We start from the raw sequence: 19,797 nt of genomic DNA, 5'->3' as shown, positions 1-19,797 counted from the left end.
AACCGCCAGACTCAAGGAATGACCATGTCTGAGACCCTCGACCATCAGCTCAATGAAGCCTGCCGTGACGCAATGCTCGGCTATTATCTGGCTCACTGCATCGATGCTGACCTTAAAGACTCGCTACGCCCCCCCAACGACCTGTACGACTACTGGCTCCTGGACGTACAGGTCAGCCAGGCTGTACCGACCAGCCCGGTCGCCAGTGCGATCACCAGTCTGCAGCACTACATCAACCGGATCCGCTCAGGCCTCGAACCGGGTTATGAGACCCAGGGCATGTTGCCCCACGAAAGCCTGGCCTGGCAGGAGTCCCTGCACACTTACCCCCTGTGGAGCGCCAGCCAGCAACTGCGCTATCACCCGCAAAATTTCCTCGACCCCACACTGCGTGAGGACAAGAGTGAGAGCTTTGCGCAACTGGAAAACGAGCTCAACCAGCATCGGATGCAACCCAGCACTGTGCAAAACGCCATACAAGGCTATCTGTCACGGTTCGAAGGGATCGCCAGTATTCGTACGCTCAATGGCTATATTGACGGTGATGACTCACAGCTGGCCACCAGCACTTATTATCTCGTCGGCAAGTCGGCCACTGACAACCTCTATTATTGGCGCTCGCTGGACCTGTCCAAACGCTCCACCGTCACACCTAAGACGCCTGCGCCACTGGCGTGGACTGACTGGAAACAAATCCACCTGACGTTCTCCGCCGATACGCCCGACCACAGTATTCGTCCGGTCCTGTTCAATAACCGGCTATTTATTGTTTGGGCCGAGTGCGTCAAGCCTTCGCCCTACAACTCATTCGAGCCAGCGGAAAACGGCAAGGGTGATAACGGGGAGGAGGACGACGACGAAAAACAACGCCAGGCTGAGTGGTTGAGCAGCCAGTTCGTGAAGTTTCGCTTGTGCTTTTCCTATAAAAAACTGGATGGCACCTGGAGCCTTCCACACACGGGCGTGGAAGACTACTGCGTCCCCCGTAGTATCAACACGCTCACGTCGGCGCAACTTTACAGCATCACGCAGACCGTCGCCGTGGTCGATAGTCGTTCCGTTCCGACACTGTTCCTGGGTACTGGTGCCAGGTCATTCAGGTCAAACACCCTGACGACTGCGTCACGCAGGCCGAGCATGACTACCGCCTGCTCCAGCCGGTCAAAATCACCGACTCAAACGGCACAGTCGAGCAAGCCTTGTACGACGCATTCGGGCGATTGCTCGCCACCACCCTCCAAGGGCACGAGTCAGGCAAGACTGTCGGTTTTGGGCCTTTGTCGGCGTATCAACGACCGGAGGATTTAAGTGTCGACAGCGTCATTCAGGCACCCGCGGCACTCCTCGGCAAGGTTGCCAGTGCCTGGCTTCACGACCCGTTCAGTTGGATGGGCTGCATCGACACGGCAGACCGACAGGCAGCCTGGGTTAATAGTGGCTATCTATTGCCCGACGGCTACATACGCGCCACCGCCAGGCTGCGCTTGAAAAAAAACCCAGCGCTGCTGAGTACGAGTGAGAAAGCCTTGTCTGACTTGATCGCTAAGGCCCCACGGGAGCCCGCCCACAGCCTCAGGTTGAGCGCCGACCGCTACAACGAGGATGGGGAGCAACTTATCCAGATGACCCTGACCTGCTGGGATGGCGTTGGGCGCACGTTGCAAAGCAAACAAAAAACCGAGCCTGGACTCGCCTGCTCCGTGGCGGACAGCGGTGACCTGGTGGCCAAGGACGGCGCCATCCAACAGGTTCAGGCCGACCCGCGCTGGTGTGTCAACGAGCACAACGAATACAGCGCCAAAGGCTGGACCATTCGGATTTATCGCCCCTATTACGCCAACGCTCATCGTTATATCCACGGAGAGTCATTGCGCCAGTTCTGGCACAGCGATAAACAGTTTTATGACGCCTTGGGGAGGCCCACCCTAACCCTCACTGCCAGGGCCGCAATGCGACAAACCACCTACTGGGCCTGGTACACCGTCAGCGAGGATGAAAACGACACGCAGGGGAGCTCTCCCAATACCCCATTGACTGAACAGTAAAGCCTGGGCCACCGTGGCCGCCTCACCGTTGCGAGGCGGCCACTCTGATCCGTTCAGTCAGCGTGTGGCCCGCACTGCCCCCCTCGAGCTGTAAGGTTTATAGCGACGCCAAAGGGTCGGGTTGGACTTCCAAGGAGCTTCAACCTGTTGTCGCTGGCGATAGAACGTCACATGGCCTGGCACGCGCGATCGATGCCGATAAAGCCAGCGCAGCTCCGAACCGGCGAAAGAGGTCTCGGTCTTATTGATCACTCCGGCCATGTCCAGATGATCAAGAGCGAAATGCACCTGGCGAATACTCTGAGGGTCCGTCAGAGTCTTCAGAGCTGACTTACTGGCTCGGCTGACCAGCTTACGCTCGAAATTACTCAAGCTCATGCCATAGTCTAAAAGGGTTTCCTCGAACGAATAGGTACCAGAAGAATAGTCACTCACGAATTTCTTCGCGAACTCTCGGTTGGCCGCGGTCGACGTACAGCCCGCATACTTCGACTTAATGGCGTCATAGAACTGCTGTGCAATTGGTGCGCCATGCACCTGGAGTTGTTGCTCAAACTCATCGTCGGTGAGCCTGCCCTTCCCGTACTGAACGTATACGGGGGGGAGTGTTTTTTTCAACCTCGCCATCGCCGCCCCCATTTCTTCAACCCCGAAATAGGTGACCATTGCGTCCCCACGTGCCGTCAACTTTGACCAGAAGCTGCGGTAGCTAGTCACGGTACTCCCCTTACCGAAAATGATATCGCCTCGACTGGGTTGAAATTGTTCGCCAAACGACGCTTGCGTGCCATCGGCGTCGCTGAATCGCAAGGGGTTGCCCAGGGCCATCGTATACAGATTCAAACCGTCCACATCGCCCATGGGGTCCGGGCTGACCCAGCGTTGCAACCACGGCGCGTAATAGCGGGATCCGTAGTAGTACAACCCCGTCGCATCGCGTTCCTTGCCCGAGTAACGGCGTAACTTATAGTCGGCTGCCAGGGTACCGTTGGAAGCCCACCAGGCTGTTGCACCGTAAGGGTAGTAATACTCCTGGCTCAACAGCCGAGCCTGCTCGTCCAACTCCAATGAACTGCTGTTGAGGTGATCGAGGAGGCTGAACTGCAACTGCTCGGCGCTCATTTCACTGGGACGCCCGACTTCCCACTGCACCACCGTAACCTGCCCGCCGCCCGTTTCAATGTCCAGCAGATTGTAGCGTTTGCCCTTGTGTTGATGCAGTTGCACACCCGGCAAGTAAAAGGTGCGCTGGGTATGGGGCTTCCCACCGATCTCCTGGCTTCTGACCTTGATTGCCCGTTGGCCCTGGCCGTCGTAAATATAGCTTTCCACATCAGGGGTACCCTGCGCACGCGGCACCTGGGTCGCGTGGCTCAGTTGGTTGCGTACATTCCAACCAAGCTGCTGGCTGCCCAGCGCTTGTTGATTACCGTTGGCATCAAACAGCGTCGCCCATTGGCCGGAGGCGCCTTCGATAACGGACACGGCACGATTGCTTCCCGCAGCCACACCCATGTCCCGGGTATAGCCTGTTCCGCTGCTCGGTAGGTGGCTCAGACGCGTCAAGTTGCCACTTTCATCGTAGGTATACTGCTGGGTGTAATTGCGCCAGAGCCCACGGTCGGTGGCACCGAACCTCACCTGCCCCGGGTAGGCTTGAGCACCGCTGTTGCCGGCATTTTCCCGACCGCTGGCCTGGATCAATTGATACAGGCTGTCGTACTGGTAATTGCTGAACGCATTGATGAGGGTGTTGCTGTGCCATTGTGTCGGCTGAGCCAGGTCGCGCAGGCTGAGGATGTTGCCCACCGGGTCGTACGCGTACACCAGATCCTGCAAGGGCGTCGCAGCCTGGCCCTTGCGGTACACCGTCAATTGCAGCAAGCGGTTATCCTCAGCGGCGTATTTCGCGACCTTCGTCACTTCATTGCCCGCCCGCTCTGACTCCACTTGCCCGTTGGCGTTGTACACACGCTGGTCCATCAACACTTTGCGCGTCCCCTCCTTGAGGGTCAGCGCAACCTCCTTCAGCCGGCCTTGCATTCCGTAACGCCGATGCTGACGATTGCCTTTGGCATCCGTCTGCTCCAGCAGCGCTCCCACGGCATCGTAGCGCCACCGCGTGGTATGGGCTTGGGGCTCCAACTGCCCGACGTGTTCCTCATCACTCGATGGCCAGTCGCCAGGCGACGTGTCCGCGCGAAATTGTCGCGTCTGCTGGATGACGCTCCCGCCGACACCATACTCATCCATCCGCAGAACGCCGGCCGGGTCGGCATGACGAATCAGCCGACCACAGCGGTTGCCGGCTGTCTCAGCGGGCACCGCCGCCGCATAGGTGAGGCGCTCGACACAACGAGGTCGCGGCTCCTGTGCGGCCTGCTCAAACACCGCCACTGGCCGTAGCGAACGGTCGTAATGATACTCCTGATACGCCACGCGCGAATCCCAGGTATGCAACTGCTGCCCCGCTTCACCGCGCAAAACCAGGCGCCAGCCCGCGTCGGCGCTCTCGGTGCGCACGGCCTCGCCCGACAGGCTGTAAACACTTGAGCGCGACGCCACACCGGAAGTACCGCGTGCGAATTGACGCGGGTCCCACTGTTCAAGCAAAAAACCACTGGCCCCGTAAACCTGACGCGTAACCCGCGCTCGCGGGGTGTCTGTCACGTTCACGCGGTGATATTCAACGGTACGGACTGTCAGCCCGCGAGGATCAACAGCTTTCAAAGAGGGTGTATTTCGATGCAAAGAAGTCGACATGAACGAGTGACCTGATTGGCTAAGGTCAAAAAAGTCTAAGGCGGGCCTTCTCTGCAGAGGCGGTATTGCGAAGGGTTTTATGTATCCAAATACACGTTCGGAAAGGGGACACCTGCGGGCACAGACAACACGCGCCCGCAGGCTTCAAGCAAGACTCAACGCCCGCCGGCGCAGGTCGGCGAAGCCGGGGCTGCGTCGATTTTCGCCCATTCCTCAGGCGTGTAGGTATGCAGCGCCAGCGCATGAAACTCGCTCATCAGGTCACCCAGGGTGGCGTAGACCTTCTGATGGCGCTTGACGCGGTTGAGCCCCTCGAACTGCGGGCTGACCAGCACGGCCTTGAAGTGGGTCTGCAACCCACGGCTGTGCATATGGCTTTCGTCCAGCACGCTCAAGTGGTCGGTGCCCAGGACGGCAAGCGCCGTTTCGATACGCTGTTGCATGGTCATTCCTGCTTACTTCTTCTTGGCCGGAGCGGCGGCTTTAGGCGACAGCTCGTTGGTCATGTCTTCCAGCAGCTTGTTGACTACCGGCACGGCGCTTTCCAGCTTGGCCTGGGTCATCTGGGCCGATTGCTGGGTCAGCTGCGGCATTTTTTCCAGGACTTTCTTGCCCAGTGGCGACTGGTAGAAGGCAACCAGGTCCTTGAGCTCGGACTCGCTGAAGTTGGTGGTGTAGAGCTTGACCATGTCAGGTTTCAGCTTTGGCCAGCCGATGGCCTGGTCCAGGGCGGCGTTGGCCTTGGCCTGGTAGCTGTCCAGGACGGACTGCTTGGCGGCAGGCGCCTTGGTTTGTTCAAAACGCTGGGCGAACATTTGCTGCACTTGCATGTACACCGGGGTACCCAGCTTGTCGGCATGGGCCAGGGTAAGGAAGGCTTCGGCACTGGCGTTGTGGCTGGCGGTATCGGCAAGAACCTGGCCGCTGGCGCAAACCAAAGCAACCGCGGTACAGATGGCACGAAGACGAGTCATCGAGTTTCCTTTTCTAGCAGGCGAGGTCAGACCCCAAGGGCGCCCATTCTGCGCCTAAAAAACCTTATGGCTCAACCCCAAGCCATGTAGGACAAGGATTCTCGAGGGATGAACCCGATGAAAAGTCTTTTAGGGAACCCACTAGGCCGAACACGGCCTAAACTGCGCAAACAGACCTGAAGGAGTGTGCCCGATGAGCCGTATCGAAACCGACAGCCTGGGAGAAGTTCACGTCCCGGATGACGCTTACTGGGGCGCCCAGACCCAACGTTCGCTGGTTAACTTCGCCATTGGCGAACAGCGTATGCCGCTGGCGGTATTGCACGCCCTGGCCCTGGTCAAGAAGGCCGCAGCACGAGTCAATGACCGTAATGGCGACTTGCCCGCCGACATCGCCCGCTTGATCGAACAGGCCGCCGACGAGGTGCTCGCAGGGCAACATGACGACCAATTTCCCCTAGTGGTGTGGCAGACCGGCAGCGGCACCCAGAGCAACATGAACGCCAACGAAGTGATCGCCGGCCGCGCCAATGAACTGGCGGGTAACAAGCGCGGCGGCAAGAGCCCGGTGCACCCCAACGATCACGTGAACCGCTCCCAGAGTTCCAATGACTGCTTCCCCACCGCCATGAGCATCGCAGCAGTGCAGGCCGTGCATCAGCGTCTGTTGCCGGCGATTGCCACGCTTTCCGGCGGCCTGGCTGAACAAGCAGCCAAGCACATGAAGCTGGTTAAGACCGGCCGCACTCATATGATGGATGCCACGCCGATCACCTTCGGCCAGGAGCTTTCGGCGTTCATCGCCCAGCTTGATTACGCCGAACGCGCCGTTCGCGCCGCACTGCCCGCCGTGTGCGAGTTGGCTCAGGGCGGTACCGCCGTCGGCACCGGGCTGAATGCGCCCCACGGTTTTGGCGAGGCGATTGCCTCCGAGCTGGCGGCGTTGTCGGGCTTGCCGTTCGTCACCGCGCCGAACAAATTCGCCGCCCTTTCCGGCCATGAGCCATTGGTGACGCTACACGGCGCGCTGAAAACCCTGGCCGTGGCCCTGATGAAAATCGCCAATGACCTGCGCCTGCTGGGCTCCGGCCCGCGCACCGGGTTGGCCGAGGTGAAGTTGCCTGCCAATGAGCCCGGCAGTTCGATCATGCCGGGCAAGGTCAACCCGACGCAATGCGAAGCGCTGTCGATGCTGGCCTGCCAGGTGCTGGGCAATGACGTGACCATCGGCATCGCCGCCAGCCAGGGGCACTTGCAGTTGAACGTGTACAAGCCGGTGATCATCCACAACCTGCTGGAATCCATCCGCCTGCTGGCCGACGGCTGCAACAACTTCCAGGAACACTGTGTGGCCGGGCTTGAACCAGACCCCGTGCAAATGGCCGAGCACTTGGAGCGCGGGCTGATGCTGGTGACCGCGCTCAACCCGCACATCGGCTACGACAAGTCGGCGGAAATCGCCAAGAAGGCCTACGCCGAAGGGTTGACGCTAAGGGAGGCTGCGCTGGACCTGGGCTACCTCACCGACGCGGAGTTCGACCAGTGGGTTCGCCCGCAGGACATGCTCGGCGCCTAGGACGCCATGCGCAACCGCCGGGCCTTGAGCCCGGCGAGCAACGATGGCGCCAGCGCCACGGTCGCCGAACCCAGCACCACCACCAACGCCCCGGCATAGCCCAGGGCGTTGATCTCTTCGGCCTGCACATATTCCGGCCACAACCAGGCTGACAGGGCGACCGCCACGAAAGTCACCAGCGGTGTAAGCGCCAGGGTCGCACTGACCCGCGAAGCTTCCCAATGGGCAAGCGCCTCGGCAAAAGCGCCGTAGGCCACCAGGGTGTTCATGCAGCACGCCAGCAACAGCCAGCCTTGCAGCGGGCTCAGGTCCAAGGCCTCAAGGGGATGCGCCCAAGGCGTGAGCAACAAGGCGCAGGTGAGGTAGATCACCATCATCACTTGCAGCGAGTTCCACACCGTCAGCAACTGCTTCTGGCCCAGGGCGTAAAACACCCAGATTGAAGTGGCAAGCAGGATGGTCAGCACGCCGGCGGTATAGGCGCCAAGGGACGTCAGCAACTCCTCCAGACGCTGGTTGAAGAACAGCCCAAAGCCTGCAATCAACACGAATAACCCGAGCACCTGCCCGCGACTGAAACGCTCCTTGAACACAAACACACTGGCGATCATCAAGAAAATCGGCCCCATCTGCACCACCAGTTGCGCGGTGCCGGGACTGAGCATTTTCAGGCCCACCAGGTACAACACGTAGTTGCCCACCAGGCCGCACACCGCCATGCCCACCAGCCAACCGCCCTTGGGGCCCAATACCTTGCGGCTGGGCAAGCGTTTGGTCAACGCCAGGTAGATAAACAGGCAACTTCCGGCCACGATCAGGCGAAACCAGGTGACGGTGATCGGGTCCATCACCTGCAGCACCTGCTTGAGTTTGATCGGCAAGATGCCCCAGAGAAACGCGGTCAGCAGGGTCAGGAGAAAACCGTAGACCCAGCGGCCGGAAGAGATGTGCATGAGTGCCCCAGAAGCCAGAGGAAGTGGAGCAGCATTCTAGGGGCACCCGACGCACTTTGTGTAGCGAAGATCAGCGCACCGCTTCGAACAATCCGGTGGCGCCCATGCCACCGCCCACGCACATGGTGACGATGCCATAACGCAGATTGCGCCGCTGCAACTCACGTACCAGATGCCCCACCTGCCGCGAGCCGGTCATGCCGAACGGGTGGCCGATGGAGATCGAGCCGCCATTGACGTTGTACTTGGCGTTATCGATTTCCAGGCGATTTCGCGCATACAGGCACTGGGACGCAAAGGCTTCGTTGAGTTCCCACAGGTCGATGTCCGCTACTTGCAAGCCCTTGGCCTTGAGCAGCTTGGGCACCGAGAACACCGGGCCGATGCCCATCTCGTCCGGCTCGCAGCCGGCCACCGTAAACCCACGGAAAAACGCCTTCGGCTTGAGCCCCAGCGCTAGGGCTTTTTCCAGGCTCATCACCAGCGTCATCGAGGCGCCGTCGGAGAGCTGCGACGAGTTACCCGCCGTCACCGAGCCGTCCTCGGCAAATACCGGCTTCAAGCCTTGCAGGCTGGCCAGGGTGGTGTCCGGGCGATTGCAATCGTCACGGTCGACCACGCCTTCGAGCACCTGCACTTCACCGGTGTTCTTGTCTTCGACTTTGTACTTGACCGCCATCGGCACGATTTCATCGTTGAACAAACCGTCTGCCTGAGCCTGGGCGGTGCGTTGCTGGCTTTGCAGGGCGTACACGTCCTGCTCTTCGCGACTGACGTTGTAGCGACGCGCGACGATCTCGGCAGTCTGGCCCATGGGGAAATAGATACCCGGCACCTGCTCTTTCAGCAGCGGGTTGATCAGGTTGTCGGTGTTGACGCTTTTCATGGTCAGGCTGATGGACTCGACGCCACCGGCAACGATGATATCGCTGCAGCCCGACGCGATCTGGTTGGCCGCGATGGCAATCGCCTGCAAGCCCGACGAGCAGAATCGGTTGAGGGTCATCCCCGCCGTACCGGTGCCCAATTGCGAGAGCACCGCCACATTGCGCCCGATGTTGTAGCCCTGGGCACCTTCGTTGGAGCCGGCACCGACGATGCAGTCCTCCACCGTCGCCGGGTCGATGCCATTGCGGGTAAGCAACGCGTTGACGCAATGGGCCGCCATGTCATCCGGGCGGGTCTGGTTGAACTTGCCGCGAAAGGATTTGGCCAGGCCGGTTCGCACGCTGTCGACGATCACTACTTCACGCATGGGCTACCTCGATCTTGTGATTGTTGGGAGATGGATCGAGGATAGATCCACCTTCCGCCAACCGCGACGATCATTCACCCCGCCTATACAAAAGCATGGCGCCGAACCTATCTGTAGGAGCGAGCTTGCTCGCGAAAACTCGAGAGCACCTCGCTTACCCAGAAAACACGCGTCATCGTTGACGATTTTCGCGAGCAAGCTCGCTCCTACTTCTTGCCTTTCTTGTCGTGCTTGTCGGATTTGCCGAACGCGTCTTCCAGCGCCCGGTTGATCGTGCGCAGCACCTTGACCCGAGCCCAGCGCTTGTCGTTGGCTTCCACCAAGGTCCAGGGCGCGATTTCGGTGCTGGTGCGGTCGACCATATCGCCGACAGCGGCGCGGTAGTCGTCCCACTTGTCGCGGTTGCGCCAGTCGTCCTCGGTGATCTTGAAGCGTTTGAACGGGATTTCCTCGCGGGCCTGGAAACGCTCCAGCTGGGTCTGCTTGTCGATGGCCAGCCAGAACTTGACCACGATCACACCCGCGTCGCGCAGTTGCTCTTCAAAGTCGTTGATTTCGCCATACGCGCGCATCCAGTCCGCTGGGGTGCAAAAGCCCTCGATGCGTTCCACCAGCACGCGGCCATACCACGAACGGTCGAAGACAGTGAACATGCCCCGCGCCGGGATCTTCTGCCAGAAACGCCACAGATAAGGCTGGGCACGCTCGTCCTCGCTCGGTGCGGCAATCGGCACGATGTGGTACTGGCGCGGGTCCAGCGCCGCCGCGACCCGACGGATCGCCCCGCCCTTGCCCGCCGCATCGTTGCCCTCGAACACCGTGATCAACGCGTGCTTGCGCATGCGTTTGTCGCGCATCAGGCCGGAGAAGCGTGCCTGCTCGGTGATCAGCTGTTCTTCGTAATCGTCCTTTTCCAGGCGCTGCGTCAGGTCGAGGCTGTCCAGCAGGCTCTTCTTGTCCACGGAGGCGATCAACGGCGCCGGGTTCATGCCGCTGGCCTTGCCCTTGGGCAGCTTCAACGCATTTTGCAGGCCTTCAAGCAGCAGCTTGCCCACGGTAAGGCTGCGATAGTTACTGTCCACCCCTTCAATCACATGCCACGGTGCATAGTCGCGGCTGGTGCGGCGCAACACGCGCTCGCCGAAATGCACAAATTTGTCGTAGGTCTCAGACTGCTGCCAATCCAGCGGGCTGATGCGCCAGCTGTGCAGCGGGTCGTCGGCCAGGGCCTTGAGCCGCGCCTTCATTTGCTTCTTGGAGAGGTGAAACCAGAACTTGAAGATCAGCGCGCCTTCATCGCACAGCATTTTCTCCAGGCGCTCCGCACCGGCGATAGCCTGGTCCAGGCGCGCGTCCTTGATCTGCCCATGCACGCGGGCCTGCAGCATCTGGCTGTACCAGTTACCGAAGAAGATCCCCATGCGGCCTTTGGCAGGCAGTTGCCGCCAGTAGCGCCAGGCCGGTGGCCGGGCCAGCTCTTCGTCGGTCTGCTGGTCGAAGGTGCGCACCTCGATCAGACGCGGGTCCATCCATTCATTCAGCAACTTGACGGTCTCGCCCTTGCCGGCGCCTTCAATACCGTTGATCAGGATGATCACCGGGAAGCGCTTCTGCTGTTGCAGTTCGTACTGCACCTCCAGAAGCGCCTCACGCAGCGCAGGGACTTCGGCGTCGTAGGTGTCTTTGTCGATGGCGTGACCGATTTCGGCGGATTCGAACATGGGCAGCTCCGTTTCAAGATGGCTCAAGACTAGCGGATTGGGCAGCAACACGCGGGAGGAAATTCCATCGGTCCTTGCTCTGAGTCAATCCCACGGCCCTTTATCGCAGTTCCGGCACATGACAAATGCCCAGGTCCTGATTCCTCATCTGTTGCAGGGTCAGACGCTCAACCACTGCGTTGACCGCCCGACGCCTTGGTGAGCACAACGCTTCCATTTGCTGGAGGTAGTCGCCATCGGTGAGGTTCTGACTGTTTTCAAACAATGCCTGCTGTCGTACCTCAAACGGCTTGGTCGCCGCGCTGAATGAGTGGGGAAATTGCTGCTTGAGATGAGCCCTCCAAAAAGACAGTTGTGTGAGGAAACGCAAAAATGCCGGAGACATTTCGGCGCTGCGCACTTGTTGGTGCGCGGTGTCCAACACGCCTTGGGCAATCAATGCTCCGTAACGCAGGTACTTCGGCTGCCCTGGTAGCGCCAATACGTTAGCCAGCCCACTGCGGTAGGCCAGGCTGACCTCCAGGGGCTCCAGATCCGGATGCTCCGCGGCGTACGTAGCAGCGAGTTTCTCCAGCTCGCTCAGGCGAAACAAGCCGCGCCCCAACTGCAGCAACACGGCTGGGCTAGCCTGCGTCCGCCCAGCCAGGCGTGTTGCCTTTTCGATCTCCATCAACACCTCCAACTGGCTAAAAATGTGCGCAGCCCCATCCCCGCAGTTCACCGGATGGGCAGAGAGTTGGAAGACCTGCTCACGTAGCGCAACGCTCTCATGCGTCGACTGCAAAACTTCCCACACCCGCCGGGTCATATCTTCACGCACATGACGGCTGTCGGCTGTGCCCGACAACTCAGCCAGCAGCACGAACAAGGGTTCCGACTCGGGGTCATCGCGCAAGTTAGACCAAATGCTGCGTTTATTCTCATCCCTGCCGGCCACATCATCCGGTATCCCAACCGGCCAGACGAGGCAGTAGCCGCACAGCGACAGATTGGTTGTCGATGCCCGCCAGCTCCGGTAACTGGAAGCCCGCCAGAGCACGGTCCAAGCGCAGCTCTTCCAGAGCATTGCGCACAGACTCGGCCAAGGCCATAGGGATGCGCTGATGGGTACGCAAGATCTCAAGCTCCGCCGTCGAGGCTTCGGCCACCAACGCTCGCATCAGCGTGCGCGGCAACTGCGGCCACGCCTTGGCAAGCAGCTCCGACACCTGCGGGTTCGACCGGTCATAGGCCAGATACGCTAGTTCAAACAGCGGCCTGCGATCCGCTTTCAGGTGTGCTAGTAACCGGCTCACCAGGACGGCATGTTCCTGATCGTGGGCCACCCCGTCTCCCAGTAGTGCACGCTTTTGCGTGTCATCCATGGCTGACAACACCACATCAAATACCTCACCCGCTTTAAGGTTGTGCTCAGTCACCGTCAAGCGTTGAACCGCGTCAACAGACGTTGTTTCAGGATAACGCGCCGTGACGTTACCCTCAGCATCCAGGCACTCGAAAAAACGTGCCTTGGGCCACTCGGGCAGCAACGGTAGTGCCTGCATTTGCAACGTGGCGGTTTCAGCATTCAGGTAGACACCCCGCTCCAACTGCCAGATCAAGTCTCGAATGGACTGATCCAGTTTGAAGCGTTCGAACAAGTCGCGAAAACGCGCAGGCAATGGCAGGCACTCCTGAGCCAGGTAAATGCCCCAACCGTAAGGCTTGTCCATGATCGTGCTGACCATTTGCAACTTCCTGCTGTCGAGTACCGGTTGGTGGCTGCGCGGTTCCAGACGTGAGAACACATGTTGCGAATCTTCCCACTCTTCAGGGTGCTCAAGCGTAAAACGCCAGGCTCCCTCGCCGTTGTGCAGCAGGGTTGGACGATAGGCCGCCTGGCGCGTTGGATGGACGGCGCGCCACTGGCCCAGTTTTGCGTCGTAAACGACCCGATGGACGAAACCGTTGATCTTGATGCAAGCACCACCCTTCGCCGCATAGAACCCTTGGGCGTCAGGCTCCACCCCCTCGACCAGCGCTTGATCATGACCATAGGAGGAAAAGCTCGGGCGCCACAAACGCGGGCTGCCATCACTCGACTCCACAGATTCCAGCGCCCCGAAAAACTGGTCAAAACTTAACCGTGCTCGCCGCCACATCGGGCTGACGACCTTAACGCCTGCCGCAAACAGCGCCATAGACGTGAGGCTTTGCGCAACCGCGCCCAACTGCATGAGGGCTTCGTCCCGATCATTGCGGCGCCAATCCTCAATGCCTTCGAATACTTGCGACACGATCTGCCCTACGGCCACTCCAGTCATCAGTATGCCCAGCGCCGGCACGACAAAAGCGGCCAGGTTGAGTATCGTCAATCCGGCGTCCAGATACGCCAGCCTGCGCTGCGTTCGTTCTTGCTCATCAACATCCACCGTCGGTACTGCCAGGGTGCGTGCATCGATTTGCAGCTTGCCGACGCAGGTACTGAAAAAGTGGCTGGCCAGACTCGTCGTAATGGGCATGCCTTCAATCACACCCAGCGTGCGGTGCTGATCAAATGCACGGAAGAAGCTCAACCGGTCGACCTCCCCCAGGTAGCGCGTAAAAAACGTTCGGTACGTTGCCACTTCCAACTTCAAATCCAGGTACGTCACATAGTCCTTGAACGTCGGATACTCGAAAAACGGCCGCACCGGCTCGTTCGGCATGTAGACGATGCACGGTTCCAATGGATAGTCAGCAACCGGTCTGCCCGAAAACACCACTATCCCCCACAGGCAACTGTCCCTGGCATTCAGGCCTTGCCATATCACCGGGCGCCCGTTGAACTGCACCTCTTGGGCATTGCCCGGCGCAAGGTTTCTGTCCAGCAGCGCACACACCACCCCATGGGCATCCCGCGTGATATCTGCGCGCATGAGCGCAATATGCGCGTCGATTTTCATGTCCAGGGTTTTCATCCGGCCGATATCGACTGCAGCCGTGTTGACAAGCAACGTGTCATCGGAGTCCGGGGGCGGCAAGTTGAATACATCGCTGATGTGCTGTTGATACAAAGTGCCCAGGTCAAGGCTGCGGCAACCTTCGACGAACGCCTGGGGTGTGATCGCCAAGCGCCCCGTTACAGCCGACTGCAGCATCGACTCCGGCGAAAAATAGCCAACACGTGCCTCACTGAGGGAGAAATTCTGCATGGCCCTCTGCAACAGGCTTTGGTGTTCGAGCGTGAAGGTTTTCACGTAACTCAACGGCATTTGCTCGGTGTGATAGTTAGGTATCGCCACGATGAAAGTGTCTTTTTTTGGGCGCACGGTGATGTTCCAGTTCGCCTGGCAATACGTCGTCAAATGCGCCTCACAAAACGCATCCAGAGGCTGCAAGCGCGCCAACAACCGCGCAAACTCGGCCTTGGGCACCTCCACCAGTGCCGCGTCGCGCTCCAGGGCTGCCAATACGCTGTCTGGCGCATTGATCATCCAGCCAGGCATTTTCTTTTGCAGCACCTGAGCTTTGTCGAGGTCTGCGGTCATCTCCAGGAGCGCGCTTTGCAATTGCTGCTGAGTCAATTGGGTAAATACGTGAGTCAAGTCATCCTGTGTCGACATCGGCGAAGTCCATTTGCTTACTGATTCAGTACGCAGTATTTGCGCCATGGCGGCGAGGTTGGCGTTACCGGGCTAACACCGTGATTTTGCCCGCCAACGCCCGGTGCGGCGACAGGTCCACACCGCCGAGTATGTGATCAGCTAGAATGGCCGCCCTGCCTTTGCCTGCTGTTATTTTTATGAGCCACCCATGACCCCCATCATCCACGCCCAGCTTGACTGGGACGACCAAGGCCGCCCGCACTCGCGAGTGTTTGACGACGTGTACTTTTCCGACAAGTCGGGCCTTGAAGAAACCCGCTATGTGTTCCTGGAACAGAACCGTTTGCAGGAACGTTTTGCCGCCTTGCCGGTGGGTGGTCGGTTGGTGATTGGCGAGACCGGCTTCGGTACGGGCCTGAATTTCCTTTGCGCCTGGCAGCTGTTCGAGCAACACGCCGTGGCCGGCGCACGGCTGCATTTTGTCAGCGTGGAAAAGTACCCGCTGAGCCACGCCGACCTGCAACGCGCCCTCGCCCTTTGGCCCGAGCTTGCGCCGTTTTCAGAACCACTGCTGGCGCAATACATCGTCATCCACCAAGGCTTCCAACGCTTGGTATTGGATAACGGCCGCGTGACCCTCACCCTGTTGATCGGTGACGTGCTGGAACAGTTGCCGCAGCTGGACGCGCAGATTGATGCGTGGTTTCTCGACGGTTTCGCCCCAGCGAAAAACCCGGACATGTGGACCGCCGAACTGTTCGCCGAACTGGCACGGCTGGCCGCACCGGGGGCAACCATCAGCACGTTTACCAGCACCGGTTGGGTGCGCCGACTGATCAATGCCGCCGGCTTCAAGATGAAGCGCACGCCGGGTATTGGGCATAAATGGGAGATCCTGCGCGGGGAATTCCTTGGTTGGCCAACCGATGCGCCTGTGCCGCCTGCCGCCAAGCCGTGGTTCGCACGGCCGCCTGCCATTGATGGCGAACGCCACGCAATGGTGATCGGTGGCGGCCTCGCCGGGTGCACCACCGCAGCAAGCCTGGCCGCGCGCGGCTGGCGCGTCAGCCTGCTGGAGCGTCACGCGGGCCTGGCCCAGGAAGCGTCGGGAAACCCGCAAGGCGTGCTGTACCTCAAGCTATCGGCCCACGGCACAGCCCTGTCGCAGTTGATACTCAGTGGTTTCGGCCACACCCGACGCCTGCTGGAGCACCTGCACCGGGGCATCGATTGGGACGGTTGCGGCGTGCTGCAACTGGCCTTCAACGCCAAGGAGGCCGAGCGCCAGGCGCAGTTGGCCGCCGCCTTTTCGCCCGGCTTGCTGCACCTGCTGGACCCGGCCCAGGCCCAAGCGCGCGCGGGCGTGGCGCTGGAGCACGGCGGGCTGTTTTTCCCCGAGGGGGGCTGGGTGCATCCGCCGGCGTTGTGCGAGTGGCAGGCACGTCATCCGTTGATCACGGTGTTAACACATCACGAAGCCCTTGAGCTGCAACGCGTCGACGGCCAGTGGCACGCCCTGGCGGGTGACACCCGGCTGGCCAGCGCGCCGGTGGTGGTGTTAGCCGGTGCGGCCGAGATCAAGCGTTTTCCGTTCAGCGCCGACCTGCCCCTCAAGCGTATTCGCGGGCAGATCACCCGCCTGGCGCAAACCCCGCAGAGCGAAGCCCTGGCCACCGTGGTCTGCGCCGAAGGCTACGTGGCCCCGGCGCGCCTGGGCGAGCACACCCTGGGCGCCAGCTTCGATTTCAAGAGCGACGACCTGACGCCCACCGTCGCCGAACACACCGGCAACCTGGAGATGCTGCGCGAGATTTCCGTCGACCTGGCGCAACGGTTGGGTGCCGACGCATTGGCCCCCGAACAGCTGGAAGGCCGTGCCGCCTTCCGCTGCACCAGCCCCGACTATCTGCCGATTGTGGGGCCGCTGGCCGAACGCACAGCGTTCGACCAGGCCTACGCAGCGCTGCGCAAGGACGCACGCCAGATCCCAGAGGCCGCCTGCCCGTGGCTTGACGGCCTGTACATCAACAGCGGCCACGGCTCGCGCGGCCTGATCACTGCGCCACTGTGCGCCGAACTGCTGGCGGCCTGGCTCAACGACGAGCCGTTGCCGGTGCCCGCCAGCGTGGCAGAGGCGTGCCACCCCAATCGGTTCGCCCTGCGGGCGTTGATTCGCGGCACGGGTGGGTGATAACACGGGCACCTAGCAGACATTCAACGCGCCGGGTTTGAGTGCGTCCTCGGTCTGGCGCCTGATTTCAGCCGCTTCAACCGGCGTGCGCTCACTGGTAATCGCGTTCATTTGCTCGACGTAGTCGGTATCGGTCAGTGTCTGGCGTTGATCGAATACCCGCTGCGCGCGTTCGTGGAAAGAACCCAGTACGTCTTCAAACCGTCCGTGAAAGCGTCTTTTCAAATAGTCGATCCAGAACGGCAACCCGACTACAAAGTCCAACAACTCGGGTGAAAGCTCGGCCAGCCGGACCTTGTCAGCGGCAGCGACCAAATCCTTATTCGTCACCTCGGCCAATTGCTCAAAGCGCATGTGCCTGGGTTGGCCGGGCAAGTCTAACTTGTCGGCCAGACCTATGCGAAACGCCAGGCTCACTTCCAACGGGTCGGCGCTGGGATGAAGCGCTTCGCCGCAAATACGGCTGGCCGGGACTTCGCGGTTGGCGACATTCACGGGCACTTCACCCGGCTACAGATGGCGCTCGATGCGACCGGGTTCGATCCTGCCGTTGACCGACTGTTCAGCGTAGGCGATCTGGTTGACCGAGGGCCCGAGTGTCGAGCTGTGATCGACTGGCTGGCAAAGCCTTGGTTTCATCCAGTTCGCGGCAACCATGATGACTACGTGGTGCGCTTCGATACCTGCGACGCAGACAACTGGGTCTACAACGGCGGCTCGTGGTTCGCCGGGCTGGCCTGGGACGAGCAGCGTGAGTTCGCTGTGCAGTTCCGCGATATCCCTATCGCCATCGAGGTCGAGACGGCCGGCGGCTTGATCGGAATTCTGCATGCTGACTGCCCGTTCCCGTCATGGGACCAACTTCGCACTGAGCTGGAAGCCCCGGAGAGCAACAAGCGGCTGAAGCTGGTGCAGAACTCCTGCATGTGGTCGCGCAGCCGAATTCAGGATGCTGACTCCTCATTGGTTGCAGGGATCCTCGCCCTGGTGGTCGGGCACACCCCGCTACGTCAGCCGGCAGTCCTCGGCAACGTCTACCACATCGACACTGCTGGATGGATGGACGGGCACTTCACGCTGCTGGATCTCGCCACTCTTCAGTGCACACCACCAATCAACCCGAAGCTCGGCTACGACTGGGACTAACCACCTTCTGCCGCCCAGCGCGGCAAGGACTCCCCATGACCATCACCAAAATCATCAAAGGCCCACACCGCTTTGGCGGTTATTGGTGGGTCATCGCGGATTGCAACGGCATCAAGCAGCACATGTCCTTCCGCACCGAACAGCAGGCACGCGCCGTAGCCCCAGGGCAGGACAGCGTGACCATCCACTGAACACTCTGCCGCCGCGCGCGGCATGGAGCACCACCATGGCAACAGCCGAAAAGCTGGGCGATGAGTCCGGACACGACAAGGTCACCGAAAAGAGGATGGCCGAACTGCTGGGCACCACGCCGAAAGCCCTGCAACGCAAACGAGAACGTAACATCATCCCCGCCGGCGTCTGGTCGAAAATCGACGGACGAATCATGTACAGCAAATGGAGGTACGACGAATGGCTAGAGAGCCAATGGAGCTACCCACCGGAGTTGAGCTTGTCGGGAAATCGATCAGGATCAGGTTCTCCTGGAATAAGAAGCGCCACTGCGAAACGCTCGCTCTCCCGCAAACCGCAAGGGGAATCGCAGCAGCCGAGGCTTTACGTTCTCAAGTGATCCAGCTTGCCAGGCTCGGGGCTCTAACGCAGGAAAAGTACAGGGAGTTGTTCCCAAATAGCCGGCGCGACTCTACCGGGCACATGCCGATATTTTTCGACTACGCCCAGGACTGGCTGAATAGCCTTCAAATCGAAGACAGCACCCGCAAGAACTACCGCAGCACCATGCAGACATACTGGGTGCCTCATCTGGCCACATACCCACTCGACAAGATCACACCGGTCCTGATGCGGAAAATAGTCAACGGCATTACGTGGACATCACCCGTCCGGAGGAAGGGCGCCATCAGGCTAGTGACAGGCTTGCTTACCCAGGCTGTGAACGATGAGCTGATACTGAGGAATCCGGCAAACTCGATCCCGGCGACCAGAGTGACCAAGCGCGAGATCGATCCGTTCAGCCGTGAAGAGGCAGACGATTTGATCGCCAAGCTGTACGAAGTGACGAGCGGTTTGCAGGCTATTTACGCGTGTTTTTTTGAGTTTTCTTTCTATACAGGAATGCGTCCAGGCGAGGCGATGGCCCTGCGGTGGAGCGAGGTTGATACGCGCTCTAGGCGCGCCAAGGTATGCCGAATCAGGCTGTACGGCAAGATCAAGGAGAGGACCAAAACGAAGGTCTCGCGGGAAGTTTTATTGAACGATCGGGCTTTGCAGGCACTCGAAAAAGCCAGACTTCTTACGGCGGCGCGCTCTGATTATGTGTTTGCGCCGGAAGGATCGGGTGAAAGATCAGAGCTGTACATCCGTTCCGAAACAGGGGCCAAGCGTTATTGGTTGGCAGCATTGCGCAAGAGCGGCATTCGATATCGTCGGATGTATGACACCAGGCACACCTATGCAACGATGTGTCTGATGTCTGGGATGAATCCGGCGTTCATCGCTGCGCAGCTTGGGCACAGTGTTCAGGTTTTGCTTTCAACCTATGCCAAGTGGATCAGCTCTTCGAGTGATTTCGCGGAGCTTGAAAAGCTGGATTTACCGAAAAACGGTACGAAACTGGTACTTGATTCACGGTAGATGCGCTTAGGCCC

General features: G+C 60.0%; 17 protein-coding genes. 8 read left to right on the top strand and 9 right to left on the bottom strand.

Features of this window, described 5'->3' with window-relative positions:
* Window positions 1-24: 24 nt before the first annotated feature.
* Window positions 25-1,308, top strand: a complete 1,284-nt coding sequence (locus HX868_RS11975) for a neuraminidase-like domain-containing protein (RefSeq protein ID WP_177003001.1) — start codon at window positions 25-27, stop codon at window positions 1,306-1,308.
* Window positions 1,221-2,045: a hypothetical protein gene (locus tag HX868_RS11970; protein ID WP_177003000.1), complete on the top strand. Its 825-nt coding sequence runs from the start codon at window positions 1,221-1,223 to the stop codon at window positions 2,043-2,045. The genes HX868_RS11975 and HX868_RS11970 overlap by 88 nt, the downstream gene beginning before the upstream one ends.
* A 57-nt stretch (window positions 2,046-2,102) precedes the next feature.
* On the opposite strand, the gene HX868_RS11965 is transcribed toward HX868_RS11970, so the two are convergent.
* The 3 genes from HX868_RS11965 to HX868_RS11955 form a co-directional block, all read right to left on the bottom strand.
* Window positions 2,103-4,808, bottom strand: coding sequence for an RHS repeat-associated core domain-containing protein (locus HX868_RS11965; protein WP_177002999.1), 2,706 nt, complete (start codon window positions 4,806-4,808; stop codon window positions 2,103-2,105).
* Between the two features lie 155 nt (window positions 4,809-4,963).
* Window positions 4,964-5,257: a BolA family protein gene (locus HX868_RS11960; RefSeq protein WP_177002998.1), complete on the bottom strand. Its 294-nt coding sequence runs from the start codon at window positions 5,255-5,257 to the stop codon at window positions 4,964-4,966.
* A gap of 6 nt (window positions 5,258-5,263) precedes the next feature.
* The gene (locus HX868_RS11955) at window positions 5,264-5,782 is read right to left on the bottom strand and encodes a DUF2059 domain-containing protein (RefSeq protein WP_016976397.1); all 519 of its coding nucleotides are present in this window, start codon (window positions 5,780-5,782) and stop codon (window positions 5,264-5,266) included.
* A gap of 193 nt (window positions 5,783-5,975) precedes the next feature.
* Between HX868_RS11955 and HX868_RS11950 the strand changes: the two genes are divergently transcribed.
* Window positions 5,976-7,358, top strand: a complete 1,383-nt coding sequence (locus tag HX868_RS11950) for a class II fumarate hydratase (RefSeq protein WP_177002997.1) — start codon at window positions 5,976-5,978, stop codon at window positions 7,356-7,358.
* Here the strand turns inward: HX868_RS11950 and HX868_RS11945 are convergent.
* The 5 genes from HX868_RS11945 to HX868_RS11930 form a co-directional block, all read right to left on the bottom strand.
* Window positions 7,355-8,311 carry a DMT family transporter gene (locus HX868_RS11945; protein ID WP_177002996.1) on the bottom strand — a complete coding sequence of 319 codons (957 nt, stop codon included), beginning with the start codon at window positions 8,309-8,311 and terminating at the stop codon, window positions 7,355-7,357. The genes HX868_RS11950 and HX868_RS11945 overlap by 4 nt on opposite strands.
* Before the next feature lie 70 nt (window positions 8,312-8,381).
* On the bottom strand, window positions 8,382-9,566 hold the full coding sequence (locus HX868_RS11940) for a thiolase family protein (protein ID WP_177002995.1): 1,185 nt from the start codon (window positions 9,564-9,566) through the stop codon (window positions 8,382-8,384).
* Between the two features lie 206 nt (window positions 9,567-9,772).
* Window positions 9,773-11,287 (bottom strand): polyphosphate:AMP phosphotransferase, encoded by a 1,515-nt coding sequence (pap, locus tag HX868_RS11935; RefSeq protein WP_177002994.1) that lies wholly within the window; start codon window positions 11,285-11,287, stop codon window positions 9,773-9,775.
* A gap of 100 nt (window positions 11,288-11,387) precedes the next feature.
* A complete protein-coding gene (locus tag HX868_RS30730) occupies window positions 11,388-12,182 on the bottom strand; it encodes an NEL domain-containing protein (protein WP_246355519.1) in 795 nt (264 codons plus the stop codon).
* Between the two features lie 43 nt (window positions 12,183-12,225).
* A complete protein-coding gene (locus tag HX868_RS11930) occupies window positions 12,226-14,871 on the bottom strand; it encodes a dermonecrotic toxin domain-containing protein (protein ID WP_246355518.1) in 2,646 nt (881 codons plus the stop codon).
* A gap of 190 nt (window positions 14,872-15,061) precedes the next feature.
* Between HX868_RS11930 and mnmC the strand changes: the two genes are divergently transcribed.
* Window positions 15,062-17,044, top strand: a complete 1,983-nt coding sequence (gene mnmC, locus HX868_RS11925; RefSeq protein ID WP_177002993.1) for a bifunctional tRNA (5-methylaminomethyl-2-thiouridine)(34)-methyltransferase MnmC2/FAD-dependent 5-carboxymethylaminomethyl-2-thiouridine(34) oxidoreductase MnmC1 — start codon at window positions 15,062-15,064, stop codon at window positions 17,042-17,044.
* A gap of 12 nt (window positions 17,045-17,056) precedes the next feature.
* On the opposite strand, the gene HX868_RS11920 is transcribed toward mnmC, so the two are convergent.
* Complete coding sequence (locus HX868_RS11920) at window positions 17,057-17,539, bottom strand: NEL-type E3 ubiquitin ligase domain-containing protein (RefSeq protein WP_343048157.1); 483 nt, start codon at window positions 17,537-17,539, stop codon at window positions 17,057-17,059.
* Here HX868_RS11920 and HX868_RS11915 point away from each other — a divergent pair.
* From HX868_RS11915 to HX868_RS11905, 4 genes are read left to right on the top strand one after another with little or no spacing between them, the layout of a single operon-like run.
* Window positions 17,483-18,190 (top strand): metallophosphoesterase, encoded by a 708-nt coding sequence (locus HX868_RS11915; protein ID WP_177002991.1) that lies wholly within the window; start codon window positions 17,483-17,485, stop codon window positions 18,188-18,190. The genes HX868_RS11920 and HX868_RS11915 overlap by 57 nt on opposite strands.
* A gap of 35 nt (window positions 18,191-18,225) precedes the next feature.
* Window positions 18,226-18,381: a hypothetical protein gene (locus HX868_RS11910; protein ID WP_177002990.1), complete on the top strand. Its 156-nt coding sequence runs from the start codon at window positions 18,226-18,228 to the stop codon at window positions 18,379-18,381.
* A 35-nt stretch (window positions 18,382-18,416) separates the two neighbouring features.
* A complete protein-coding gene (locus HX868_RS31075) occupies window positions 18,417-18,761 on the top strand; it encodes a hypothetical protein (RefSeq protein WP_343048156.1) in 345 nt (114 codons plus the stop codon).
* On the top strand, window positions 18,656-19,783 hold the full coding sequence (locus HX868_RS11905; RefSeq protein WP_343048192.1) for a tyrosine-type recombinase/integrase: 1,128 nt from the start codon (window positions 18,656-18,658) through the stop codon (window positions 19,781-19,783). Before HX868_RS31075 ends, HX868_RS11905 begins: the two co-directional genes overlap by 106 nt.
* The last annotated feature ends 14 nt before the right edge of the window (window positions 19,784-19,797 follow it).

This window comes from Pseudomonas reactans, assembly GCF_013385825.1.
GTDB lineage: Bacteria > Pseudomonadota > Gammaproteobacteria > Pseudomonadales > Pseudomonadaceae > Aquipseudomonas > Aquipseudomonas reactans.
The sequence above is the reverse complement of the archived record's forward strand: the minus strand, read 5'-3'. Positions and strand labels throughout refer to the sequence as shown.

What these genes read in the sequence shown, in the direction of transcription:
- mnmC (WP_177002993.1), top strand. Translation starts at nt 15,062, where the DNA reads ATGACCCCCATCATCCACGCCCAGCTTGACTGGGACGACCAAGGCCGC.
- HX868_RS11965 (WP_177002999.1), bottom strand. Translation starts at nt 4,808, where the DNA reads ATGTCGACTTCTTTGCATCGAAATACACCCTCTTTGAAAGCTGTTGAT.
- HX868_RS11975 (WP_177003001.1), top strand. Translation starts at nt 25, where the DNA reads ATGTCTGAGACCCTCGACCATCAGCTCAATGAAGCCTGCCGTGACGCA.
- HX868_RS11950 (WP_177002997.1), top strand. Translation starts at nt 5,976, where the DNA reads ATGAGCCGTATCGAAACCGACAGCCTGGGAGAAGTTCACGTCCCGGAT.
- pap (WP_177002994.1), bottom strand. Translation starts at nt 11,287, where the DNA reads ATGTTCGAATCCGCCGAAATCGGTCACGCCATCGACAAAGACACCTAC.
- HX868_RS11955 (WP_016976397.1), bottom strand. Translation starts at nt 5,782, where the DNA reads ATGACTCGTCTTCGTGCCATCTGTACCGCGGTTGCTTTGGTTTGCGCC.
- HX868_RS11940 (WP_177002995.1), bottom strand. Translation starts at nt 9,566, where the DNA reads ATGCGTGAAGTAGTGATCGTCGACAGCGTGCGAACCGGCCTGGCCAAA.
- HX868_RS11930 (WP_246355518.1), bottom strand. Translation starts at nt 14,871, where the DNA reads ATGTCGACACAGGATGACTTGACTCACGTATTTACCCAATTGACTCAG.
- HX868_RS11910 (WP_177002990.1), top strand. Translation starts at nt 18,226, where the DNA reads ATGACCATCACCAAAATCATCAAAGGCCCACACCGCTTTGGCGGTTAT.
- HX868_RS11915 (WP_177002991.1), top strand. Translation starts at nt 17,483, where the DNA reads ATGAAGCGCTTCGCCGCAAATACGGCTGGCCGGGACTTCGCGGTTGGC.
- HX868_RS11960 (WP_177002998.1), bottom strand. Translation starts at nt 5,257, where the DNA reads ATGACCATGCAACAGCGTATCGAAACGGCGCTTGCCGTCCTGGGCACC.
- HX868_RS31075 (WP_343048156.1), top strand. Translation starts at nt 18,417, where the DNA reads ATGGCAACAGCCGAAAAGCTGGGCGATGAGTCCGGACACGACAAGGTC.
- HX868_RS11945 (WP_177002996.1), bottom strand. Translation starts at nt 8,311, where the DNA reads ATGCACATCTCTTCCGGCCGCTGGGTCTACGGTTTTCTCCTGACCCTG.